Annotated in this window: 18 protein-coding genes; 8 read left to right on the plus strand and 10 right to left on the minus strand. The window is 37.2% G+C overall.

Translation table 11 applies throughout. The annotated features are described in order from the left end of the window. Positions 1–87 precede the first annotated feature (87 nt). Positions 88–1,401, plus strand: a complete 1,314-nt coding sequence (locus ACNARN_RS17605; RefSeq protein ID WP_198620847.1) for a TULIP family P47-like protein — start codon at positions 88–90, stop codon at positions 1,399–1,401. A 117-nt stretch (positions 1,402–1,518) separates the two neighbouring features. Here the strand turns inward: ACNARN_RS17605 and ACNARN_RS17610 are convergent, their stop codons facing one another. Continuing rightward, on the minus strand, positions 1,519–1,680 hold the full coding sequence (locus ACNARN_RS17610; RefSeq protein WP_416304778.1) for a hypothetical protein: 162 nt from the start codon (positions 1,678–1,680) through the stop codon (positions 1,519–1,521). Between the two features lie 551 nt (positions 1,681–2,231). Between ACNARN_RS17610 and ACNARN_RS17615 the strand changes: the two genes are divergently transcribed. The 3 genes from ACNARN_RS17615 to ybaK all read left to right on the plus strand — a co-directional run bounded on the left by ACNARN_RS17615 (position 2,232) and on the right by ybaK (position 4,912). Beyond that, positions 2,232–3,470 (plus strand): YadA C-terminal domain-containing protein, encoded by a 1,239-nt coding sequence (locus tag ACNARN_RS17615; RefSeq protein WP_198620848.1) that lies wholly within the window; start codon positions 2,232–2,234, stop codon positions 3,468–3,470. A gap of 118 nt (positions 3,471–3,588) precedes the next feature. Continuing rightward, a complete protein-coding gene (locus tag ACNARN_RS17620) occupies positions 3,589–4,398 on the plus strand; it encodes a TraB/GumN family protein (RefSeq protein WP_349443387.1) in 810 nt (269 codons plus the stop codon). Between the two features lie 34 nt (positions 4,399–4,432). Further along, on the plus strand, positions 4,433–4,912 hold the full coding sequence (gene ybaK, locus ACNARN_RS17625) for a Cys-tRNA(Pro)/Cys-tRNA(Cys) deacylase YbaK (protein ID WP_198620850.1): 480 nt from the start codon (positions 4,433–4,435) through the stop codon (positions 4,910–4,912). Positions 4,913–5,033: 121 nt separating this feature from the next. On the opposite strand, the gene ushA is transcribed toward ybaK, so the two are convergent. Further along, positions 5,034–6,698 carry a bifunctional UDP-sugar hydrolase/5'-nucleotidase UshA gene (gene ushA, locus ACNARN_RS17630; protein WP_109371359.1) on the minus strand — a complete coding sequence of 555 codons (1,665 nt, stop codon included), beginning with the start codon at positions 6,696–6,698 and terminating at the stop codon, positions 5,034–5,036. 261 nt (positions 6,699–6,959) lie between these two features. On the opposite strand from ushA, the gene ACNARN_RS17635 reads away from it, so the two are divergent. Together ACNARN_RS17635 and ybaL are read left to right on the plus strand one after the other, a co-directional pair. Then, positions 6,960–8,198 (plus strand): MFS transporter, encoded by a 1,239-nt coding sequence (locus ACNARN_RS17635; RefSeq protein WP_198632695.1) that lies wholly within the window; start codon positions 6,960–6,962, stop codon positions 8,196–8,198. A gap of 238 nt (positions 8,199–8,436) precedes the next feature. Continuing rightward, positions 8,437–10,197: a YbaL family putative K(+) efflux transporter gene (ybaL, locus tag ACNARN_RS17640; protein ID WP_198625892.1), complete on the plus strand. Its 1,761-nt coding sequence runs from the start codon at positions 8,437–8,439 to the stop codon at positions 10,195–10,197. Positions 10,198–10,315: 118 nt separating this feature from the next. Here the strand turns inward: ybaL and ACNARN_RS17645 are convergent, their stop codons facing one another. From ACNARN_RS17645 to htpG, 5 genes are all read right to left on the minus strand, one after another. Continuing rightward, entirely contained in the window at positions 10,316–11,626 is a 1,311-nt protein-coding gene (locus ACNARN_RS17645; RefSeq protein ID WP_194951070.1) for an inosine/guanosine kinase, read from the minus strand. A 103-nt stretch (positions 11,627–11,729) separates the two neighbouring features. After that, positions 11,730–12,848: an LPS O-antigen length regulator Wzz(fepE) gene (gene wzz(fepE) / locus ACNARN_RS17650; RefSeq protein WP_198620853.1), complete on the minus strand. Its 1,119-nt coding sequence runs from the start codon at positions 12,846–12,848 to the stop codon at positions 11,730–11,732. Between the two features lie 163 nt (positions 12,849–13,011). Next, a complete protein-coding gene (gene hemH, locus ACNARN_RS17655) occupies positions 13,012–13,992 on the minus strand; it encodes a ferrochelatase (protein ID WP_109371367.1) in 981 nt (326 codons plus the stop codon). 169 nt (positions 13,993–14,161) lie between these two features. After that, positions 14,162–14,806, minus strand: a complete 645-nt coding sequence (gene adk, locus ACNARN_RS17660; RefSeq protein WP_109371369.1) for an adenylate kinase — start codon at positions 14,804–14,806, stop codon at positions 14,162–14,164. 182 nt (positions 14,807–14,988) lie between these two features. After that, entirely contained in the window at positions 14,989–16,872 is a 1,884-nt protein-coding gene (gene htpG, locus ACNARN_RS17665; protein ID WP_416304779.1) for a molecular chaperone HtpG, read from the minus strand. A 211-nt stretch (positions 16,873–17,083) separates the two neighbouring features. Between htpG and ACNARN_RS17670 the strand changes: the two genes are divergently transcribed. Together ACNARN_RS17670 and ACNARN_RS17675 are read left to right on the plus strand one after the other, a co-directional pair. Next, a complete protein-coding gene (locus tag ACNARN_RS17670) occupies positions 17,084–18,136 on the plus strand; it encodes an ABC transporter substrate-binding protein (protein ID WP_232797520.1) in 1,053 nt (350 codons plus the stop codon). A gap of 11 nt (positions 18,137–18,147) precedes the next feature. Then, positions 18,148–18,867 carry a substrate-binding domain-containing protein gene (locus tag ACNARN_RS17675; RefSeq protein WP_198620854.1) on the plus strand — a complete coding sequence of 240 codons (720 nt, stop codon included), beginning with the start codon at positions 18,148–18,150 and terminating at the stop codon, positions 18,865–18,867. Between the two features lie 38 nt (positions 18,868–18,905). Here ACNARN_RS17675 and purT read toward each other — a convergent pair whose 3' ends face one another. The 3 genes from purT to ACNARN_RS17690 all read right to left on the minus strand — a co-directional run bounded on the left by purT (position 18,906) and on the right by ACNARN_RS17690 (position 22,312). Then, positions 18,906–20,093 carry a formate-dependent phosphoribosylglycinamide formyltransferase gene (purT, locus tag ACNARN_RS17680; protein ID WP_198625896.1) on the minus strand — a complete coding sequence of 396 codons (1,188 nt, stop codon included), beginning with the start codon at positions 20,091–20,093 and terminating at the stop codon, positions 18,906–18,908. A 125-nt stretch (positions 20,094–20,218) separates the two neighbouring features. Continuing rightward, positions 20,219–21,130, minus strand: coding sequence for an EamA family transporter RarD (gene rarD, locus ACNARN_RS17685; RefSeq protein WP_109371375.1), 912 nt, complete (start codon positions 21,128–21,130; stop codon positions 20,219–20,221). Positions 21,131–21,364: 234 nt separating this feature from the next. Beyond that, positions 21,365–22,312: an aminoimidazole riboside kinase gene (locus ACNARN_RS17690; RefSeq protein ID WP_109371377.1), complete on the minus strand. Its 948-nt coding sequence runs from the start codon at positions 22,310–22,312 to the stop codon at positions 21,365–21,367. Positions 22,313–22,337: the final 25 nt, after the last annotated feature.

The raw sequence follows: 22,337 nt of genomic DNA on the forward strand, positions 1-22,337 counted from the left end.
TAAAAATATCTCTATTATTATTCATTCTATAAATTTTCACTTAAAAATAATAAGGTAAAAGACACCTTATATAATAAAGGAAAATCTATGAATAATTACAGATGGGATGTTATATACGCTTGTTCAGGTAATTATATAAATAAACAATTATCTAATAATAAAAATCAACTTATTCAATCTTTTGAATATGAAGATTCGGAAATTAAAATCACAGGAATTTTTGACTCATGGAAAATTGTTTCTGGTGGTAGTGGTAATTTACTTCAATTTGAAACTCCTATTAAAACAGGGGTGCTTTTCATTAAGCAATTCAATGAAACAATTACTCTTAATAATGTGATTCCCTTAATAGAAATGCAATTAAAGTTAATTAAAGGGAGTGATCAAACCGTACTTTATAAACTTGTTTTTAATTGTTTAATAGAAGGGAAAAACAAAGGTGATATGACTTTTGGTGCAGTCACTGTGATTAACCCAGATGTGAGTGGAAACTTAGGAAAATATCTTCGATCTCACCCGCAAGAAGCCTCTTTAGGTGCAGCACTACTCACTATTGGTTTATCTCGTGTTTTTATACAAAATGCAGAGCAACTTAATTTTGTATTTGCCAATATATTACCTTCACCAACAGGAGAAAATGCAAATTGGTTGACACCTAAAAAACTTACCTATGCCTATCAACAGCCTGTCAGTGGTGCTTTAGGTGGTATTGCCATTTTAGGTATGTTAGAGAATGTATCGATCACTAATTTACCTCGTAGTTTTGATACCAATTTATTATTTAATAAAGATTTTGGTTTTATATTATCGGCGAGGGCTTTTCTATTAAATGTTGTTATACCTTCATTGCCTTTAAGTTTTCAAGGGAATTCTACTTTTTATGATTTTCGTTTAGAAAATAATGTAATAAATTTAAATAATAATTTTAATCTTAATGCAGTCAAAGTTGATTTAATTTATTACACACCAACAGTCACCGACATTAATTTTCATATTGAAGATAATAAAATGTGGTGTTATGTTTCAACACATACAAATATCACTGGATTAACCGGAGCTTATATTATAAATACTGTCACATCAATTAATCCATCCTCATTTAATGTATCAACAAAAACATTGTCTTTTAATTCTGATCCAAATAAATCAGCAACAAAAAATGAACATATTCCATGTTGGGAACAAGGACTAGGTGCTTTAACATTTGGCATTATGAATATTGTAATTGAAGCCATCAGCCTTTCTATTGAAAACTCAATGGGTACACTCACCTCATCAAAAACAGCTCAATCATTAAGGGAGCTAGCGCCAGGACTCGTCAGTTGGAATGGTCAGCAGAATATGACGATTGATGCGGGTGGGTTAGCCGATAATGTTTATATGCAAGGAAAATTAAATTAAGGAAAACATTATGAATAACTCAGTGAGCACATTTGGTTGGGATACGGCTTATCTCGCTTCTTTTCCTATTGTAAATAAAGCAATAATGGTACAAAAAAGCTTTCCAAGCACTTTTGACTATAAAGACGCTACTGATATTACGATATCGGGACATTGGGACATTGGGACATTGGGAGTCATGGCAATTAATCCCAGCTGGTGCTGGAGGTGATGTTCAATTGAAAATGAAGCAGGTGCAGAAGCCACCATTTCAGGTTCAATTACGGGTTCTATTGGCATCGCTAAAGCCGTAACTCAACAAGAATATGATCAAATTCCTGCTTTAAACACTTTTTCCACTAATTGTATAGGTGCAACACAATGGACTTCTTTATCAAATTACACCTTACTTGGTGCCAATTTTCAGACTAGCCTAGTTATGGGGATCTCAATGGATGTAGATAATTAATCCAATCATTTATTTTTTGATGATACTGTGATACCAACAACCTAATTATATGAAAGATAAATCATCTCAAAGAGAAGATTTATCTTTTTTCCAAAGATTAAATACTGAATTATCAATCAATTAAAAAAAAGCCGATATTTCTATCGGCCAGTCAAAGAGGAATTTCTCATTATACAAGAGAGTCATTACTCCGCCCTCTTAGCGCTAGAATAGCAATATATTATAAATATTTCATTATTTTTTATTATTCATAAAATAAATATAACATTGACATAAAAATCACTCTAATAATAAGGGTGTTTATTTATATTAAATAAAAAATTAGCATTCAGAATATATTAGTGAAAAATCAACATCATTTTATTTTTAAAAGGATTTAAAATTGAAATATAAAAATATTTTTATCGCAACAGTATCTATCATTTATTCTTCCTGTGTTTTTTCAAACACAGTAAATACCCCCCCATTCTCTGATGTAATCACGCCAGAAAATGAAGAGCGAGAAAATAAAAAAAGCTATTTAGCATCAACGGTTTTTAATCAGATAGTTGATAGTAATTTAATTAATATAGTAAAAGGAACAAATAAAGATAAAGAAGCCTATGGTATTGAATTAAATAGTAGCGTAGCTAAAGATTTAGAAAAATACTTAAGAAATCGAAATTTAACCGATTCTGCCGATCTTATAAAGCAAAATATCGTTAATAAAAATGGTTATATTTATATTCAATCTAGCAATAGTGATTTAAAAATGGGAATGGTGGGTTATTTATCAGAAAAAGATTTATTGACCGAAAAAAACCGTAATGAAGTTATTAATATAATCAAGCATGCGGAAACAATGATCTACAGTACTCAAGATAGTGCATTAACATTAGATGATCTAGAGTCTCCCGAGAGACTACATAAAATAGTCGATAATCTCAATACCAAAAACCGTTTTCTATTGTTATTAGAAAAAAACACAAAACAAGATCTAGCCCAGATGAGTAAGTTACAAGAGCAAGATACTAGAATGCTAAATAATTCAATTTTAGATAATAAGAAAAGATTATCAGAAAACATTAAAAATAATGAGACTAAAATTCAAGAACAAAAGTTAATTATTGATAACAATAATGAATTAACGGAAAAAAATAAAAATGATATTGATACAAACACGCAAATTATAAATAGTAACACTGATAATATAAGAGCGAACAAAAGTGACATTGACAATATTACGAAAGACTATATAGATAATCTAAATATTAATGGAAATAATATTTCATTAAAAAGCCATTTTGCAACGCTCTATACTGAACAATCAATCTCAAGAAATGAATTTAAAACATTAAAAAGTGACTTTGAATATTTTAAATCTGACACTCAAAACCGTTTTTATAAAGTCGAAAAACGTGCTAACCAAGGTATTGCCTCTGTTGCGGCAATGAGTAATTTACCTTTTACCGATACAGCAACATTTAGTACAGCCATTGGTATTGGTAATTATCGTAATGCCACAGCCCTCGCTTGGGGTATGCAATATCGTATTAATGAAAATGTTAAAGTCAGAGCATCAACAGCATGGAATGAGACAAATAGTTGGGTCTCTGCGGGGGGTGTAGGCATTAGTTGGTAGTCATTCAGCCTAAAGTAAAAACAGAGAAAGCTAAGTAAAGCTTCGTTTTCTCTGTTTCATTCAATTAAAAATCCGTTATGCTGAGGTTTAGTGATCGACACTTAAAGGAGCGTATCAAATGACGGGTATTTTTCAGAAAGTTAAAAACTGGATAGGGATAAAAAACGCTCAGCATTATCCTTACCCTGCCGTTGATATTACGCTACCAAATAATATCTCTTTACACCTTGTAGGCAGTATCCATATGGGTGTTCCCACAATGTCACCACTCTCCAATGTGCTTATTAACGAAATAAAAAATGCAGATGCGATTATTGTTGAAGCGGATATCTCAACGGATGTACAACCTTTTGATCAAGCCTCTCTCTTTAGAGAACCATTAGAAACTCGTTTAAATGAAACACTTTTTTCTCAAATTCTTCAACACTGTGAAGATCTCTCGCTTTCTCTTTATCAAATTGAAAATAAACCACTTTGGCAAATTGCGTTAATTTTACAATCAACCCAAGCCATGCAACTTGGATTACAACCGCAATATGGTATTGATTATCAAGTCATTCAGCATGCAAATAAACACCAAAAAAACATCATAGAGCTTGAAGGTATTGAGAGTCAGGTCGCACTATTATTGGATTTTCCTCATGATGGTCAGCAATTACTCGAGGATACGCTAAGAAATTGGCACGATAATGCACGTACATTGCAAATCATGATCAATTGGTGGTTAAATTATAATAGTAGAGAGAAACAACCGCCTTTACCGAATACCTTTAGTAAAGCTGTATTTGATATTTTGATGGAAAGCCGTAACCAAAAATGGGTAAGCACGTTATCAACATTACCCGCAGGTCGTTATGTGGTAACTGTCGGCGCCCTTCATTTATTTGGCGAAGAAAATTTGATCGATTTATTAACATCCCAAGTATAAAGATATTGTTCTAACCTTGTAAGTAGGAATAACTATGACTCCCGCTGTAAATTTACTGGAAAAACAAAAAATCAAATTTACCCTTCATCCTTATGAGCATGATGCTAATGTCCATAATTTTGGTGATGAAGCGGTCGAAAAACTCGGTTTAGATAACCGCCAAGTATTCAAAACACTTTTAGTGGCCTTAAATGGAGATGCTAAGAATCTTGCCGTTGCAGTAACACCGGTTTCTGGTCAGTTAGATTTAAAACTCGTTGCTAAATGCTTTAAGGCTAAAAAAGCAGATATGGCAGATCCCCAAATTGCACAAAAGGTCACGGGTTATTTAGTGGGTGGAATAAGTCCATTAGGTCAGAAAAAACGCCTACCAACAGTGATTGATGAACAAGCACTCGAATTTGACACTATCTTTGTTTCTGGTGGTAAACGTGGCTTAGATATTGAATTATCAGCAAAAGATTTAGGCACTGTATTAGGTGCTCAATTTGCACTTATTCGTAAAGAGTCATAATCCTTAATGATTTTTTATTTTAAGGCTCATCCTCAAAATAAGAAATTAACGTGATTTAGACCCCAAACAAAAGGCGACATTAGATGTCGCCTTTTGTCTATATAAGCGTTATTGGTAAGATTTATTTTTTGTAAACAATTTCGCCTTTAGGTTCGAAATCATCAGCTTTCAATGGAGAGTGTGATTCGATATAACCTTTTAATACTTCAGCATCAACGAAACCCGTATTTACATAACCTGGGTGTGTATCAATTTTCGGATAACCATCACCACCAATACCGTTAAAGTTCAGTGTCGCCATACGGTAAGATTTTGTTTTATCTAATGGTTTACCTGCAATTTTAACATCGCTAACTTTACAGTCTGCATCTACGGTTAAGCTAACATTGTAGAATTGTGCATAAGCACCAGAGTCTACTTTCATACATGCAACAGCTGATAAATAAGGTTCGACTTCTTCACCTTTAAAATCAACATAAACCAGTTCGTTCGCGAATGGTTGAACTTTCAGAACATCTTTGTAAGTGATATCACCAGACTCAATAGAATCACGAACACCACCACCGCTCATAATGGCAAAGTCTGCATTCGCACGTTCAGCTTGAGCTGATAATAATAGACGTGCCATATTGGTTTGAACAAAGCGAACTTTACTACGATCACCTTCTAATTTACCAACAACCTCACCCACTTTAACATTCAGTTGCTCGCCACCTTTTTCTTGGTAAGGTGTCAGCAGTTTCATCATTTCAGGGTTATGAGGAATTTCTTTAGTGTAGTAAACGAGTTCAGTTGTGCCGTCGTCTTTCTTCACTTTCTGATTTAAGTTGATTGGGATTAATTGGTAATGTTTTAGCGTGAATACACCATTACGGAATTCGAAATCTGCACGACCAACATATTTGCCCCATTCATGAGCCTGAACAATCCATGTACCATTTTGGTTATCTGGTGCACAAGGTGTTCCTGGTACATAATCCGCTTGTTTGTAGTTTTTATTCTCTTGAGACATACAAACAGGATCTTGTGAGTGACCACCCACAATCATATCAAGGTAACCTTTTGGTAACGCACGCGCCATTTCCACATCACCCGGTGCGTTAGAGCCGTGATTACCATCATCATAGTGACCCATATGAGTTGCTGCGATAATAATGTCTGGTTTTTCCGTTGTACGCAGTTCTTCTACAACTTTTTTAGCTTCATCAGACGGTTTGCGGAATTCAGTATCGGGGAAGTTTGCTGGGTTACCAATACGCACAGTATCATCAGTCGTTAAGCCTAATACTGCAATTTTGACACCTTGCTTATCAAAAATGGTGTAAGGCTTGAATAAACGCTCACCCGTACTTTTTTGATAAATATTTGCAGATAAGAATGGGAATGTTGCCCATTTTTCTTGTTGACGTAAAACCTCTAATGGATTATCGAATTCATGGTTACCCAATGCCATTGCATCATAGCCCACAAGATTCATACCTTTAAAATCAGGCTCTGCATCTTGTAAATCAGATTCTGGTACACCCGTATTGATATCACCACCTGATAACAGCAGTACGCTACCGCCTTTTTTAGCCACTTCATCACGAATATTATCAACAACCGTTTTTTGTGCAGCTAAGCCATATTCACCACGATCGTTATGCCAGAAATGACCATGATGATCATTAGTATGTAGAATAGTTATTTCGTAGGTTTTATCCTTTTCCCATGCCTGAGACATCGCAGGCGCCATCGCTAAAGAAACCGTCAATGCGCATGCTGATAATTTAAAAGATAAGCTCATGGTATATCCCCATGTATATTATTTATTGAGAAGGTTCTGCCATGGTTCTACAGTAGAAAAAGAAGACAGAAGTTAAATACTTTTGCTGTATTTTATGACGTAGGTTATATAATTTTTTTATTATTTCATTGATCCAATAGTTTTTTTGAGACATGAATCAAACTCTATTTCTCACAAAAGCACTCAACTCCAAATAGATGTAAACTAGACCAATAAAAATAGAAACAATTTATTAACAAAATAATGTGGCAGGGAATTAAAATGAGCAATGCCGATCCAACACTTCCCATAGAAGAAACTGACGTTTTACAACGAAAAGCCAATAAGCGTAATACGGTTTTTAGTATTTTAACTGCTATCAGTTTTTCACACCTTCTCAATGATATGATCCAATCATTGATATTAGCTATTTACCCTATGTTGCAATCTGAATTTTCTCTCAGCTTTGTGCAAATAGGGATGATAACGTTGACGTATCAAATTACAGCATCCTTGTTACAGCCTTTTATTGGTCTCTATACTGATAAATATCCTAAGCCTTACTCATTACCTATTGGTATGGGTTTTACGCTAACAGGGCTTATTCTTCTCGCCTTTGCTGATACATTCCCAATGTTATTACTCGCAGCAGGATTAGTCGGTACAGGCTCGTCTGTTTTTCATCCTGAATCATCTCGTGTTGCAAGAATGGCATCAGGTGGAAGACACGGGCTGGCACAATCACTATTCCAAGTGGGAGGCAATTTAGGCAGCTCTTTAGGTCCTCTTTTGGCGGCTTTACTGATTGCTCCTTATGGCAAAGGTAATGTCGGTTGGTTCTCTCTTGCTGCATTACTGGCCATTATAGTGCTATTACAAGTTAGCCGTTGGTATAAAATTCAACAAGAAGCTCAGAAAAAACAACCAATGGTGCTAAACAACAAAGCAATATTGCCACGTAAAGCCCTTTTTGGCTCTTTAGCCATTTTACTTATTCTGATTTTTTCTAAGTATTTTTATCTTGCAAGCATCAGTAGCTACTATACTTTCTATTTAATACATAAATTTGGCGTTTCAGTGCAAAATGCACAAATTCACCTCTTTGTTTTCCTCTTTGCTGTTGCCGCTGGCACCATGATTGGTGGCCCCGTAGGCGATAAAATTGGCAGAAAATACGTTATTTGGGGATCTATTCTTGGTGTTGCGCCTTTTACGCTGATACTCCCTTACGCTAGCCTTTATTGGACTGGCGTACTTACTGTATTCATTGGTGTGATTTTGGCTTCAGCATTTTCTGCTATCTTAGTTTATGCTCAAGAGTTAATTCCGGGTAAAACTGGCATGGTTTCAGGGCTTTTCTTCGGACTTGCTTTTGGGATGGGAGGGATTGGTGCTGCGGTCTTAGGATATGTTGCTGATCAGAAAAGTATTGAATATGTCTATCATATTTGTGCTTATCTCCCACTATTAGGTATTTTCACCATTTTTCTTCCTAATATTGGGGTGGATAAAACTGAATAACTTGTAATTATCCCTGTTATCTAAATGAACTAGTAACAGGGTATTTCTTACTTTAAAAGGTAAGACTGATTAAAATAACATAAAAAAGTGCATTTGCATCAAAAAACTCAATCAACTTGCTATTTTTATAAATAATCGATAATTTTTAGCGAATTTATTGCATGAATACGTTAAACTATCAGCCTGCTATATTACTCGCCCCCCGATACATGTAGTTTTATAAAAAGAAGGAGAATTGATGCCGCATTCAACACCCCTCATTACCACCATTGTTGGTGGGTTAGCACTTGCTTACATTTTAGGCATGATCGCTCAACGGCTAAAAATCTCACCTTTAGTAGGATATCTTGCTGCGGGTGTACTCGCTGGTCCATTTACTCCCGGCTTTGTCGCTGATACATCTCTCGCCCCTGAACTCGCTGAAATTGGCGTTATTCTGCTAATGTTTGGTGTAGGTTTACATTTTTCGTTAAAAGATCTGATGGCAGTAAAAGCCATCGCTATTCCGGGTGCTATTGCTCAAATTGCAGTAGCAACACTATTAGGGTTGGGATTATCAGCATTTTTTGGCTGGGGTTTATTTAGTGGCATCGTGTTTGGTTTGTGTCTTTCAACTGCAAGTACCGTCGTTCTTTTACGAGCACTTGAAGAAAGAGGTCTGATTGATAGCCAACGAGGTCAAATTGCCATTGGTTGGTTGATTGTTGAAGACTTAGCAATGGTATTAGCCCTTGTACTACTCCCAGCTATTGCCAATATGCTGGAAAGCAGCGATCAAACCAATGTTTCTCAACTCATGATCAATTTAGGTATCACAATCGGTAAAGTCGTAGCCTTTATCTTAATCATGATGATTGTTGGTCGTAAGCTTATTCCGTGGATCTTAGCTAAAACCGCGGCAACAGGCTCTCGTGAACTCTTTACGCTGAGTGTATTAGCACTCGCTTTAGGTATCGCTTACGCTGCGGTGACTTTATTTGATGCCTCTTTCGCATTAGGTGCTTTCTTTGCGGGTATGGTGCTTAATGAGTCTGAGTTAAGCCACAGAGCCGCACAAGATACCTTGCCATTGCGTGATGCCTTTGCTGTTCTGTTCTTTGTGTCCGTTGGTATGCTGTTTGATCCAATGGTATTAATTGAACATCCTCTTGGTATCTTAGCAACACTGGCTATCATTATTATTGGTAAATCTGTCGCCGCGTTGGTGCTTGTACGAATGTTTGGGCATTCTCGACGAACAGCCTTAACCATTTCTGTCAGTCTTGCTCAAATTGGTGAGTTTGCCTTTATCCTTGCAGGTCTAGGTGTGGCGCTAAACGTTTTAGAGCCAGATGCACGTAATCTTGTTTTAGCTGGTGCTTTAGTCTCGATTATGCTAAACCCAGTTCTGTTCTCTTTATTAGACCGTTATCTGGCAAAAACAGAAACCAAAGAAGAAGTGGAACAGCTACAACAAGAAGAGCTGGAAGAAGAGATGCCTGTCCCTGTTGATATTTGTGGTCACGCCATTATCGTCGGCTATGGACGTGCAGGAAGCATGCTTGCTGAAAAATTATTAGCTCAATCTATTCCATTAGTGATTATCGAAAATAGTCGTAATAAATTTGCTGAGTTAAAAGAGAAAAGTTTAAACACAGTACTGGGTAATGCATCGACTAAAGAGTCACTTGCTTTAGCCCGTATTGATTGCGCTAAATCTTTATTACTGACGATACCGAATGGTTATGAAGCAGCAGATGTCGCTGAAACGGCAAGAAGTATGAACCCTGATTTAAATATCATTGTTCGCGCCCATTTTGACGATATTATCGTGCGAGCTAACTATGATGAAGAAGCTTCTTTTATCCTTGAAAAAGGCGCAAATCACGTCGTTATCGATGAAGATCAAACAGCATCTGCAATGGCGGATATGCTAATTAAAGAAGTTGAATTTGGTTGCGCTATTGATGATACACCTGAAAATGGTCAACAAATCATTGCACCTAGTGCAGCGCAATAATCAAACACAGGTAATCACTTAAATCCATAGAATTTAAGTCAATAAAAAACCTATCAATAAATGTTGATAGGTTTTTTTATTTCACACTGATAAAACAAGACTTAGAAACAATACAAACTTAGCGTTCCCAATAGGCTTCTTCCAAGCTGTCTTCTTTTTCAGGTAAACCGCGCGTCAAGCGTGGAGAATGCTGGCTTAATACTTGATAACTCACTCGGTTAGCATATTTACATACTTGTGCTAATGATGAGTAAGTTAAATAAGTCCGAGGATGCTTACTTGAATTTGGCACATTAATGCGATGATAGCTATTTGCTGTAATATCATGCAGTAATGCTGATAATGCTGCATCACCCGCACCATTGGTATTCATAATTTTTTCAGGGCCACCCATATAAGGTTCAATATGAGAATAGACTTTCTCTGGCTCTTCACAATCTTTACGACGCATTGCTCGACTAAATTCATAACGATTAAATTCAGCAATAGCACCGGGTAATAAAGGATGTGTGGTTTGGCGCTTAAAGCTGTGTTCTGTATAGCCGCCCATATAAAGCCCAGCAGGTCCCGCAGTACAAAGCACTAAATCAACCCATTCTAAAGCAACATCGGAAGCCAACAGAGGATCTGCATGCCCAGTTAATTCAAAAGCTTCATCTTCATTCATGGCGACAACAGAAACGTGCTCTTTTAAGAAATCACGCCACCATTGTGGATCATCTGCAATAACATATTTTGTGCCAAGTGTGAGAACGACCGGCACATCATATTTTTTCGCATACTCAATCGCTTTCATGGTTGCTAGTGGCATCGGTTCACCTGGTTTACAGCGAACTAAGTAAGCCGTTAACACCAATGCGGAGGCCTCTGCAATCACCTCTTCCGGAATGCTTTCAGGTTTAAGTTGATTCATTTGACCGGGGCTAATAGCAAATGTGCGTTCACCATTTTCCGTGATCAGCGTAAAGCAGCGCCCAATGGCACCATCAACACCTTGGAGGTAATTGAGATCAGTACGGCTAGATGTGTTACATAAATAACGATAAGCATAGCTACCAATCTGAATGTTATTACACATAGTACCTAATAACACAGAGCGGTCGTCAGCCAATACAGAGTAGTTATGTAGCGTATTACCAATAGTGCCACCAGCGAATTCGTGTGTTATCAGATTATTGTCTGTTAATTCACGATAAAGTGCCTCTGCGACATCATCTTCAATAACAAGAGAGTGTCCCTGACTCAAGTTATAACGGTTAATAAACTCTTCATCAACTTTCGCTTCAATATCAACCAATGTTTGGTCAATACCCACGATATAAGCGCGAGAGGATTCACTCTCCGTCATATTGATGATGGGTTGTAATAGAGGATCTCGTAAACTAACGGGAAAATAGTGTTTGGATTTTCGTTTGCCAGGGAATTTCATTGTGAACGATGCTACACAGCTAAAAAAGATGCGCAATGTTAACACAATATTATGGGAGAGGCAGTAGGTGTACGTCAGTACACCTACTTATTTAAAGATATTTTTATGCGGTTTTACGACGGCTTCTTACCATATAGCTCAGTAAAACACCCATAACAGACAGAATGAAACCAACAAAAGCGGCACCCACTAAAATCAGAGCACGTTTAGGTGCATCTTTTTTAGTTGGTTCGTAAGGCTTCAACATATATTTGAATGGTACAAATTGAAGCTCGCCTAATTTCACTTTTTCTAACTGTTGAATATTGTATAAACGGTTTTTCAGATCTGTGCTTACTGTTGTTGGATCAGTAATAGCTTCAGTGATTGCCAGTTTACTGCCTAATGCATCAGAACCCATTGCAATAGAGTAATCAGGATCATCTTTAATCTGCGCACCTTCACTTGAAATCGGTTTTTTCACGCCAGCCGCATTAGCAATTTCTAACGCATATTTTAGACGTTGCACATTCACATTACGTGCATTGGCAATACGCTCTAAATCCATTTCATAGGCTTTTTGCGCAAAACTTAATTTACGTTCAATTTGGTCATCAATTTCATCTTTTACTTCCATACGCACTTTGGTGGAAATAAAACGAATATAACCAGAAAGTAAATCATAAGCCTCTTCTGATGTTGGTGCAGTAAAGCTTAGATTAATTTCTCCACTAAACTCATCTTCACTTTTTTTATCATCTGAAGCTTTTAAATTAATGTCTTTGGTGACAATTGATTCAATAAGTCTACGTTGATCCAACGGCGTTGGATTTTCCATTTTAGCCAACAAATTTTTGTAATAATCCGTACTTATTAAATATTCTTCACGTAAAACACGAGAGTTATAGTTATTGATAAACTTTTGATAAACAGATGAACCATTCACACCAGTATCAACATCCACTAAGCTAAGCTCAGTCAATGTTGCTCTTAATTGCTTCATTTCATCAAGCATTGGCTTGGTAATTGCAGCTTGGCTCGTCCATTTTTGTGGTAAAAAACTTGCAACAGTAAAGCCAACGATAGCAAATAATAACGTGATACCAATAATGACAAATTTTGATTTATAAATAACAGAAAATAATTCAAAAAGATCGATTTCATCGTTCTGTTTTAGATAGAAATCGTCAAAATGTCCTTTATCAACTTCTGAAGATTGTGGTTTTGAAAGCTTACTATTCATTTTCCTGCCTAAATTTAGGTAATGCAGTGTCCGTTTATCAGCACTTTTAGTGGTTCACACTAAAATACTTAAAAAATGAGAAAAGATAAGTTTATATATAACTGAAATATGATCAAATTAATATATCATCAAATCCGATAATTTTATTTATCGAATTCAGTAATTATTTTTTACATACCTCTCTGATCATCGCTTCTAGCAAGTCAATATGCTCAGGATCATCATTTAATGCCGGAATGTATTCATACTGTTTGCCACCACCATGAATAAAGAACTCTCGGTTCTGTTCATTAATTTCTTCTAATGTTTCCAAACAATCAGATGAAAATCCTGGGCACACAACCTGTACATGTTCAATCCCTTCACTTCCCAGTTTTTCCATCGTTTTATCCGTATAAGGCGATAGCCAAGGTTCACGGCCAAAACGTGACTGGAATGTCAACATGACTTGTTCTTTAGGATAACCTAGCTTCTCTTCTAATTGCTCTTTTAATTTTTCTGTTGTGAGGCAACACTCATCGTAATAAATATCACCCGTTTTGATAAAACGCTCAGGTATACCGTGGAAAGAGAGAATTAAACGATTGGGTTTGCCATATTGCTGAAAACTTTTCTCAATAGAGGTGACAAGTGCTTTGATATAAAGCGGATGAGTAGGATAACTACGAATAAAGTGAAGAGAGGGCATTGTACGCATGTCTTTAAAAATTCGACTGACACCATCAAATACCGCAGCAGAAGTAGAGCAAGAGTATTGAGGATAAAGTGGTAACAAAATAATGTTCTCAACACCTTGTTGTAATAGTTTTTCAACCCCTTCATTTAGTGATGGATTGCCATAACACATTCCTAACTCTACAGGGATATTAGGTAATCGCTGAGCAACCGCACGTTGTTGCGCTCGACTATAAACTAAAAGTGGCGATCCCTCATCCATCCAAATCTGTTGATACAATTTAGCCACTTTAGGTGAGCGAAACGGTAATATAGCCCCTTGTAATATTGGTTTCCAAATCAAAGGAGAAACATCAACAACACGAGGATCGCTAAGAAATTGTGCCAAATAACGTCGAACAGCCCCCGTTGTCGGCGCATCAGGTGTGCCTAGATTAACCAAAAGAACACCATACTTAGCATCATTCATACTATGACTCCTTAGAGTTATTTTATTAGGATAACCAAAGAGTAGAAGAATAAAGGAAAATAATAGATTGTGCTTGTCAATTTATTGGATCGCGCTTTTTATCTCATCTTCTTATTTTTAAGATAAAAAAAATCCCGGCTCAACCGGGATTAGTCATCACAATGACGAATTAGCCAAGGATACTTTTCAGTTCAGCGTTAATTTCGCTTACTTTTTGTGTACCATCAACTTTGAAGTATTTCGCATTGTTTGCTTTAGCTTCATTTTGGTAATAAGAAACTAATGGTGCAGTTTGAGTATGGTACTCAACTAAACGTTTACGAACAGTTTCTTCTTGGTCATCTTTACGCGTTGTTAATTCTTCACCCGTCACGTCATCACGATTTTCCACTTTAGGTGGATTAAATTTCACATGATAAACACGACCTGATGGTGCGTGAACACGACGACCAATAATACGATCAACAATGATTTCATCCGGTACAGCGAATTCCAGTACGAAATCCACGTTAATACCCGCTTCTTTCATTGCATCAGCTTGTGGAATTGTTCTTGGGAACCCATCCAACAAGAAACCATTACGGCAATCGTCTTGTTTGATGCGCTCTTTAACTAACGCAATAACTAATTCATCAGTCACTAACTGACCATTGTCCATCAGTGCTTTTGCTTTCAGTCCTAGTTCTGTACCTGCACTTACTGCCGCACGTAACATATCACCAGTTGAAATCTGTGGGATACCATAGTTTTCTTTAATGAATTGAGCCTGAGTGCCTTTACCAGCGCCTGGAGCGCCTAGCAGAATGATACGCATCGCGTAAATCCCCTTGCATTTAATTTTTTATATTTAAACTCGAAAACGCATTACCATACCATTTTGTGAGGTCATCGCTCAAGAAATCACGGTAGCGATTGCATTTTATTTTTTATCGAAAAAGAAAAAACCACGCTCTCTTTTCAGATAAACGTGGTTTAAATGTTTGAAAACGAAAACAGTTACGCTTTTTGAACTAAAAGTTGATTCACTAAGCGAATAAACTGGTTTGGATCCTCTAAAGAGCCTCTTTCAGCAAATAGAGCCTGATCCAGCAATAAATTTACCCAATCCGCAAACAACGCTTCATCGGTTAACTCGGCAGTTTGTTTCACTAATGGGTGATTTGGGTTCAGCTCAAAGTTATATTTCACTTCTGGTACTGCTTGTCCTGCTGCTGCAAACAACTTGGCCATTTGTGTTGTCATTTCATCAGCACTGGTTGTCACAATTGCCGGAGTATCTGTTAAACGATGTGTTAATTTCACATCTTTAACTTTATCCCCTAGCAAGGTTTTAATGCGTTCAACAAAAGGTGCTAATTGTTTATCTGTTTCTTCTTGCTCAGCCTGCTTCTCTTCATCAGCAAGTTTATCAAGAGATTCATCTGCTTTACTGACAGACTGGAATGATTTGCCATCAAACTCAGTCAGGTAATTCATCATCCACTCATCAATACGATCAGATAACAGCAGTACTTCGATACCTTTTTTGCGGAACAGCTCTAAATGAGGGCTATTTTTCGCAGCGGCATAGCTATCAGCAGTGATGTAATAGATTTTTTCTTGGCCTTCGACCATACGGTTAACGTAATCTTTCAGTGAAACTGTTTGAGCATCGCTGTCATTATGCGTTGATGCAAAACGCAGTAATTTAGCAATAGTTTCAATGTTAGATGAGTCTTCTGCGGGGCCTTCTTTTAAGACTAAACCAAACTCTTTCCAGAATGCTTGATACTCTTCAGGCTTGTTTTCTGCCAATTTTTGCAACATCTGTAATGCACGCTTAGTTAATGCACTGCGTAAATTACGTGTAACAGAGCTATCTTGTAAAATTTCACGAGAAACGTTTAACGGTAAATCATTAGAATCCACTAACCCACGGATAAAACGTAGGTAATTAGGCATAAACTGCTCAGCTTCATCCATAATAAAGACACGCTGAACATAGAGTTTTAAACCATGGCGTTGTTCACGATTCCATAAATCCCAAGGCGCTTTTGAAGGCACATATAATAAGCTTGTATATTCTTGCTTACCTTCTACACGGTTATGTGCCCAGCTTAATGGATCTGCGAAATCATGAGAGATATGTTTATAAAACTCTTTATACTCTTCATCACTCACTTCAGCTTTGTTTCGAGTCCACAGTGCTTGCGCTTTATTAATTTTTTCCCATGTTACAGTGCCGTCTTCTTCATTTTTCGTTTCAATTTCAACAGGCAGAGAAATATGGTCGGAATATTTACTAATAATGCTACGCAAGCGCCAATCATCTAAATACTCATCTTCACCTTCACGTAAATGAAGCGTAATTTCAGTACCACGATCAGCTTTTTCAATATCAGCAACGGTGTAATCACCTTCACCTTCAGATTCCCAAAAAACACCTTTATCGGCGCTTTCACCAGCAGCCCGAGTGCGTACTGTCACTTTATCTGCAACAATAAACGCAGAATAGAATCCAACACCAAACTGACCAATTAATTGGCTATCTTTAGCTTGATCTTGTCCGATAGATTCTAAGAATGATTTTGTACCTGATTTTGCAATAGTACCGAGATTATCAATGACTTCATCACGAGTCATACCAATACCATTATCACTGATAGTCAGAGTACGAGCTTCTTTATCAGTGGAAATGCGTACATGCAACTCGCCGTTATTTTCATAAAGCGCTGCATCTGATAATGCACGGAAACGCAATTTATCAGCCGCATCTGATGCGTTAGAAATCAATTCGCGAAGGAAAATTTCTTTATTGGAGTAAAGAGAATGGATCATTAATTGAAGAAGTTGTTTAACTTCTGACTGAAATCCTCTTGTTTCCTGACCTTTCATACTCATTTTTACCTCAATTAATCCTAATTTGGCGAAAAAAATCAATATGGATAAAAAGTGGGGATAGTTAAGCAAGTTTCAAGGGTTGAGTAAGAAATTAAGCTAATAAAAGTGATTACGCACCTTATATGATTAAAGTTTGAGCCAAAATAATACTTGTTGGATATTTTTAGTTGTATACTTTATTATACAGCGATATTAACTTGGGTTTATAACTATGAAAGCGTTATTACAGCACTGTTTATTGGGTATTGGCTTACTCTCCCTCTCTTTTTTCTCTTATGCAGATAGACAAATCGTAGACCAAATTGGTCGCACCGTTACCATTCCAGATAAAGTAGAAAGAACGGTAGTTTTACAACATCAAACCCTCAATTTATTAGTTCAGCTTGATGCAACAGATAAAATTGTTGGCGTGATGTCTAATTGGAAGCAACAACTTGGTGATGGATATGCACAATTAGCACCATCGCTAGAGAAAACACCTAAAGTCGGTGATCTCACCAGTTTTGATGCAGAGAGTTTAGTCAAACTGCAACCTCAAGTTGTCTTTGTCACCAATTATGCCCCTAAAGAGATGATTGATAAGATTTCTGCATTGGGTATTCCTGTTGTTGCAATTTCATTGCGTAAAGAGAGTAACGACGATAAATCAAAGCTTAATCCAACATTACAAAACGAAGAACAGGCTTATAACGAAGGGCTAAAAGAAGGTATTTTATTGATTGGTGATATCGTCAATAAATCAGAAAATGCACAAGCATTAGTTAACGATACCTTTAAACAACGTGAGCAGGTTAGCCAGCGCTTACAAGATATTCCTAAATCGCAACGAGTCCGTGCCTATATGGCCAATCCTGATTTAACCACTTATGGCTCAGGAAAATACACGGGACTTATGATGGAACATGCAGGCGCCTTTAATGTTGCCTCATCAACCGTCAAAGGCTATAAACAAGTTTCTTTAGAGCAAGTTATTGCATGGGATCCAGAAGTTATTTTTATTCAAGACAGATACCCTCAAGTTGTTGATGAAATCAAACAAGATGCACGTTGGCAAGTGATTAGTGCGGTTAAAAACAATCGCATTTATTTAATGCCTGAATATGCAAAAGCGTGGGGTTATCCAATGCCAGAAGCCATGGCAATCGGTGAATTGTGGATGGCAAAAAAACTCTATCCTGAAAAATTTAGTGATATCGATATGCAAAAAGCAGCTAATGATTGGTATCAAAAATTCTATCGTACTCAATATCAAGGAAAAGAGTAAGATATAACACCATGATATTTTCCCTTTTTGCAGCAGGTAGCTTAAAAACCACACTACCTGCTTTTATTGAGCATTATAAGCAGAAAACAGGCGAAAAGTGGGCGCTTACATTTGGACCCGCTGGACTTTTGCGTCAACGAATTGAACAAGGGGAAACCTGTCATTTATTTCTTTCTGCTGATGAAAATAATGCTCAACAATTAATCAAGAAAGGCTTTGCACTGCAATATGCCCCTTTTATTGCCAATCAGCTTTGCATTACCGCTCGTCGTAACGGTGTAAATGAAGAAGATAACTGGCTTAGTGTATTATCAAATACCGCATTAAAATTAGCGATATCCACACCAAAAGCAGATCCATCAGGGGATTACAGTTGGCAACTTTTTAATAATATTGCACAAATTAATCCAGAGTTAAGTCAGGCATTAAAAATGCGAGCACTTTCTTTGGTTGGAGGTAAGCATTCACTTACTATCCCTCAAGGTAGAATGGCTGCTCATTACTTAATTACAACACATCAAGCTGATGCCTTTATTGGCTACCAGCACTATCAAGCACAACTCAGTCAATTTCCTGAATTAAAGATATTCGATATTCCAAAGCCTTTTAATGTTACCGCGCACTATTGTGCAACACTTATTCATTCTCAGGCTTATAGTTTATATCAGGAGATATTATCTCCTTATGCTAAAGCGTATTTTATTAAAGCTGGATTTTTACCGCTAAGTTAGGTTCCCTTCTTAGCGGTAAGTAATCTTATGTTACATCGCTATTTTTGGGCGTCATTGACAATGATAGCGTTAGCACCTGCTTTTGCTTCATCTAATGCGTGTTTTATCGTATCAGCGTGAGCAAGTACAACACCTAAACGGCGAGAACCCGCAATTTCAGGCTTGGCGAAAAGGCGAATTTGACGATCCGCCTTCAATGCTTTTTCAATACCAGAATACACAATATTCGTACTATAAAGCTCAGGTAAAATAACCGCTGATGCACAAGGGCCTAATTGGCGAATTCCACCAATGGGATAGCCTAAAAAAGCACGAACATGAAGCGCAAACTCTGATAAATCTTGAGAAATTAGTGTCACCAATCCAGTATCATGAGGGCGAGGTGAGACTTCATTAAAAAATACCTCATCACCTTGAACAAACAACTCAACACCAAATAAACCATAGCCCCCTAAGTTCTCAACCACTTTACTCGCAATATGCTGTGCTTTAGCAAGCGCGATGTCACTCATCTTTTGAGGTTGCCATGATTCACGGTAATCCCCTTTTTCTTGTCGATGACCAATAGGGGCACAAAAATGGGTACCATCAACAGCGTGAATAGTCAGTAACGTGATCTCAAAATCAAACGGGATCATTTTTTCAACGATAACGCGTCCTTTTCCTGCTCTCCCGCCCTCTTGCGAGTAAGTCCAAGCTTGAGCTAAATCGTTTTCATTACGAATAACACTTTGCCCTTTTCCAGATGAACTCATGACAGGTTTTACAATACAAGGGAAGCCTATTTCTAGAGCAGCTTTTTTAAAGCTCACTTCATCATCAACAAATTGATAGTTCGATGTAGGTAAATGCAGTGTTTCCGAGGCTAAACGACGAATACCTTCTCTATCCATAGTTAGCTTTACAGCACGGGCACAAGGAACAACTTTTTGCCCCGCTTGTTCTAATTCAACCAGTAACGTTGTTGCAATAGCCTCAATTTCAGGAACGATAAAATCAGGTCGCTCTTGTTCAATAACTTGCTTTAACGCATCGCTATCCAACATATTTACAACATAATGACGATGAGCAATATGCATAGCTGGAGCATTGATATAGCGATCAACGGCAATCACTTCAATTCCCAAGCGTTGGCATTCTATCGCGACTTCTTTGCCTAATTCACCGGCACCTAATAACATCACTTTTGTTGCACTTGCTGTAAGAGCCGTACCCAGCACTGTCATTTTTTATCCTCACCATTAATAAAAATCACAATCACGCAAACGATTGCCTTTCATATAGCATAGCGGATTTAGCTTGATAGAAAAATAGCCAGACAAAAAAATAATCAGACAGATAAATAAAACAATTACATTGTTTGGCTACGCTTTCCTTTTTGAATTTTTAGATAATTAAGGCGTTTTCGGATAAGTGCTAAGATACAGCATAAAAGTCCTAACCAAATCAGTGAGAAACTCACGCCTTTTACTTCATCAAAAGCTTCGTGGAATAAGAAAACAGCCAGTAAAAATTGAATGGTAGGTTCAATGTATTGCGCTAATCCTATCACGGTTAACGTGGTTCGTTTGACTGCAGCAGTAAAGAATAATAACGGCAAGATAGTCACTGGTGCTGTTAAGATATAATAAAAACGAGTCAAATTATCAGCCGAAGGTAATGCACTTTTATCGGTAACAACCAACCAAATCGTAGCGCCTATTGCTAATGGCATTAACCAAAGAGTTTCCATAAATAAAGACGTGATCACATCAAAACGAATAAACTTACGAATTAATCCATATACAGCAAATGCACCGCCCATCATTATAGCCAATACAGGTAATTCACCGTACATCCACAATTGATAGCCCACACCAGCACAAATTAAAGCAACAGCCCATTTTTCTGCTGAATTAAGCTTTTCTTTAAGAAATATGACTCCTAATAAAATTGAGAAAAGCGGATTAATAAAATACCCCAAGCTCGCTTCTAATACTTGTTGATGTGTTAATGCATAGGTAAATGTACACCAAGAAACGGCCATAGCCATTGAGCTAAATAGACACATAAAAATAGAGCGCTTATCTTGTAAAACAGCGCGCCATCGTGTCCTATTTTTAATAAAGAGTCGTACGAGTAATAAAAGAGGGATAGACCAGATCAAACGCTGAGCCAACATTTCTAACGGCTGCGCTCCCGGTAACAGCCGATAAAACAGAGGAGTAATTCCCCAAAGAATATAAGAAAAAATGGCTAATACCGCGCCCGATTGAGCCCACATTTAATGTTCCATCAATAAAAGTCGATAAGATTTAATATCATACGCTTAAAACCGACAGAACAATATGATCAGCATCGCTGATTGATTGATTAAACATCAGTACAACAGCATAGATGAGATAAAAAAATCTCCACAAATAACCACTCCGAGAAAAGTCGTTATAAATGGAGAATAGGAAAATCCATTAAGGGAAAACCGTGGTAAAAACCACAACCAGAAAAAATGGGTAAGTTGTTAGAAAATCTCCCTAACATGTAAAGGCGGTTGCTGCTGAACAAAATCATGTAATTTTTTACGACTTGGTGCCGCGGCTATTGCCCCCTTTTTAGTGGTGGCTAAAGCGCCACAAGCAGCTGCTTGCGTCACTATTTTTGATAGATATGGTTCATCTTCAGCAAAACCATATTCAGCAAGCGCAGCTAACAAGCCTGACATAAAGGCATCGCCAGCACCGGTTGTATCAATACATTCAACGATAAAGGCACTAAATGCGACTTGGGTATTTGGCGTTAAAACTAAACAACCTTTAGAGCCTTGGGTGATCACTTTTAAACGAGCGGGATAATCTTCTAATTTTTTAAGTGCATTATTCAATGTCACTTCTTGTGTCATCCACGTAAGCTCATCTTCGGATAATTTTAATATGTCTGCTTTATGCGCATAATTATCAATAACTTCGCGCATTTCTTCATGATCACGCCACATTTGAGGTCGTAAATTAATATCAAAACTCAGTAGTGAACCGCTTTCTTTAATATTTTTGATTGCACAATCTAAGGTCGAGCGACAAATGGGATTCACTAATGCTAAAGAGCAAAAATGCAAAATATCTTTTTCAAACGCAGGTAAAGATTTTTCTGTTAAAAATTGATCCGCAGACTCAGCAACTAAAAAAGTAAAATCACGCTCACCATTTTCTTGTAAAGAGACAAGAACAGTACTGGTACGATGAAACTCATCAAATTCCATTGCACGAGTATCAACGCCCAGATCAAACAATGTTTTTTGCATAAAATGGCCGAACGCATCTTCACCTACACGTCCAATAAAACCACTTTGTTGACCAAGCTTAGCAACGCCAGCAGCAACATTGACTGGCGCGCCACCAGCACATGCTTCATATTGCATGTTTTGCAATGGGATCAAGTCAACAACAGCGTCACCTAAAGACCAGACTTTCATAATCTCTCCTGAAGATAAGCAATTA

The organism is Proteus sp. TSJ240517, assembly GCF_047921575.1.
Lineage (GTDB): Bacteria > Pseudomonadota > Gammaproteobacteria > Enterobacterales > Enterobacteriaceae > Proteus.

Bases quoted from the DNA above. Each gene is read 5' to 3' on its own strand.
- ACNARN_RS17605 (WP_198620847.1), top strand. From the start codon at position 88: ATGAATAATTACAGATGGGATGTTATATACGCTTGTTCAGGTAATTAT.
- ACNARN_RS17610 (WP_416304778.1), bottom strand. From the start codon at position 1,680: ATGCCAATAGAACCCGTAATTGAACCTGAAATGGTGGCTTCTGCACCT.
- ACNARN_RS17620 (WP_349443387.1), top strand. From the start codon at position 3,589: ATGACGGGTATTTTTCAGAAAGTTAAAAACTGGATAGGGATAAAAAAC.
- ybaK (WP_198620850.1), top strand. From the start codon at position 4,433: ATGACTCCCGCTGTAAATTTACTGGAAAAACAAAAAATCAAATTTACC.
- ushA (WP_109371359.1), bottom strand. From the start codon at position 6,698: ATGAGCTTATCTTTTAAATTATCAGCATGCGCATTGACGGTTTCTTTA.
- ACNARN_RS17635 (WP_198632695.1), top strand. From the start codon at position 6,960: ATGAGCAATGCCGATCCAACACTTCCCATAGAAGAAACTGACGTTTTA.
- ybaL (WP_198625892.1), top strand. From the start codon at position 8,437: ATGCCGCATTCAACACCCCTCATTACCACCATTGTTGGTGGGTTAGCA.
- ACNARN_RS17645 (WP_194951070.1), bottom strand. From the start codon at position 11,626: ATGAAATTCCCTGGCAAACGAAAATCCAAACACTATTTTCCCGTTAGT.
- hemH (WP_109371367.1), bottom strand. From the start codon at position 13,992: ATGAATGATGCTAAGTATGGTGTTCTTTTGGTTAATCTAGGCACACCT.
- adk (WP_109371369.1), bottom strand. From the start codon at position 14,806: ATGCGTATCATTCTGCTAGGCGCTCCAGGCGCTGGTAAAGGCACTCAG.
- htpG (WP_416304779.1), bottom strand. From the start codon at position 16,872: ATGAGTATGAAAGGTCAGGAAACAAGAGGATTTCAGTCAGAAGTTAAA.
- ACNARN_RS17670 (WP_232797520.1), top strand. From the start codon at position 17,084: ATGAAAGCGTTATTACAGCACTGTTTATTGGGTATTGGCTTACTCTCC.
- ACNARN_RS17675 (WP_198620854.1), top strand. From the start codon at position 18,148: ATGATATTTTCCCTTTTTGCAGCAGGTAGCTTAAAAACCACACTACCT.
- purT (WP_198625896.1), bottom strand. From the start codon at position 20,093: ATGACAGTGCTGGGTACGGCTCTTACAGCAAGTGCAACAAAAGTGATG.
- rarD (WP_109371375.1), bottom strand. From the start codon at position 21,130: ATGTGGGCTCAATCGGGCGCGGTATTAGCCATTTTTTCTTATATTCTT.
- ACNARN_RS17690 (WP_109371377.1), bottom strand. From the start codon at position 22,312: ATGAAAGTCTGGTCTTTAGGTGACGCTGTTGTTGACTTGATCCCATTG.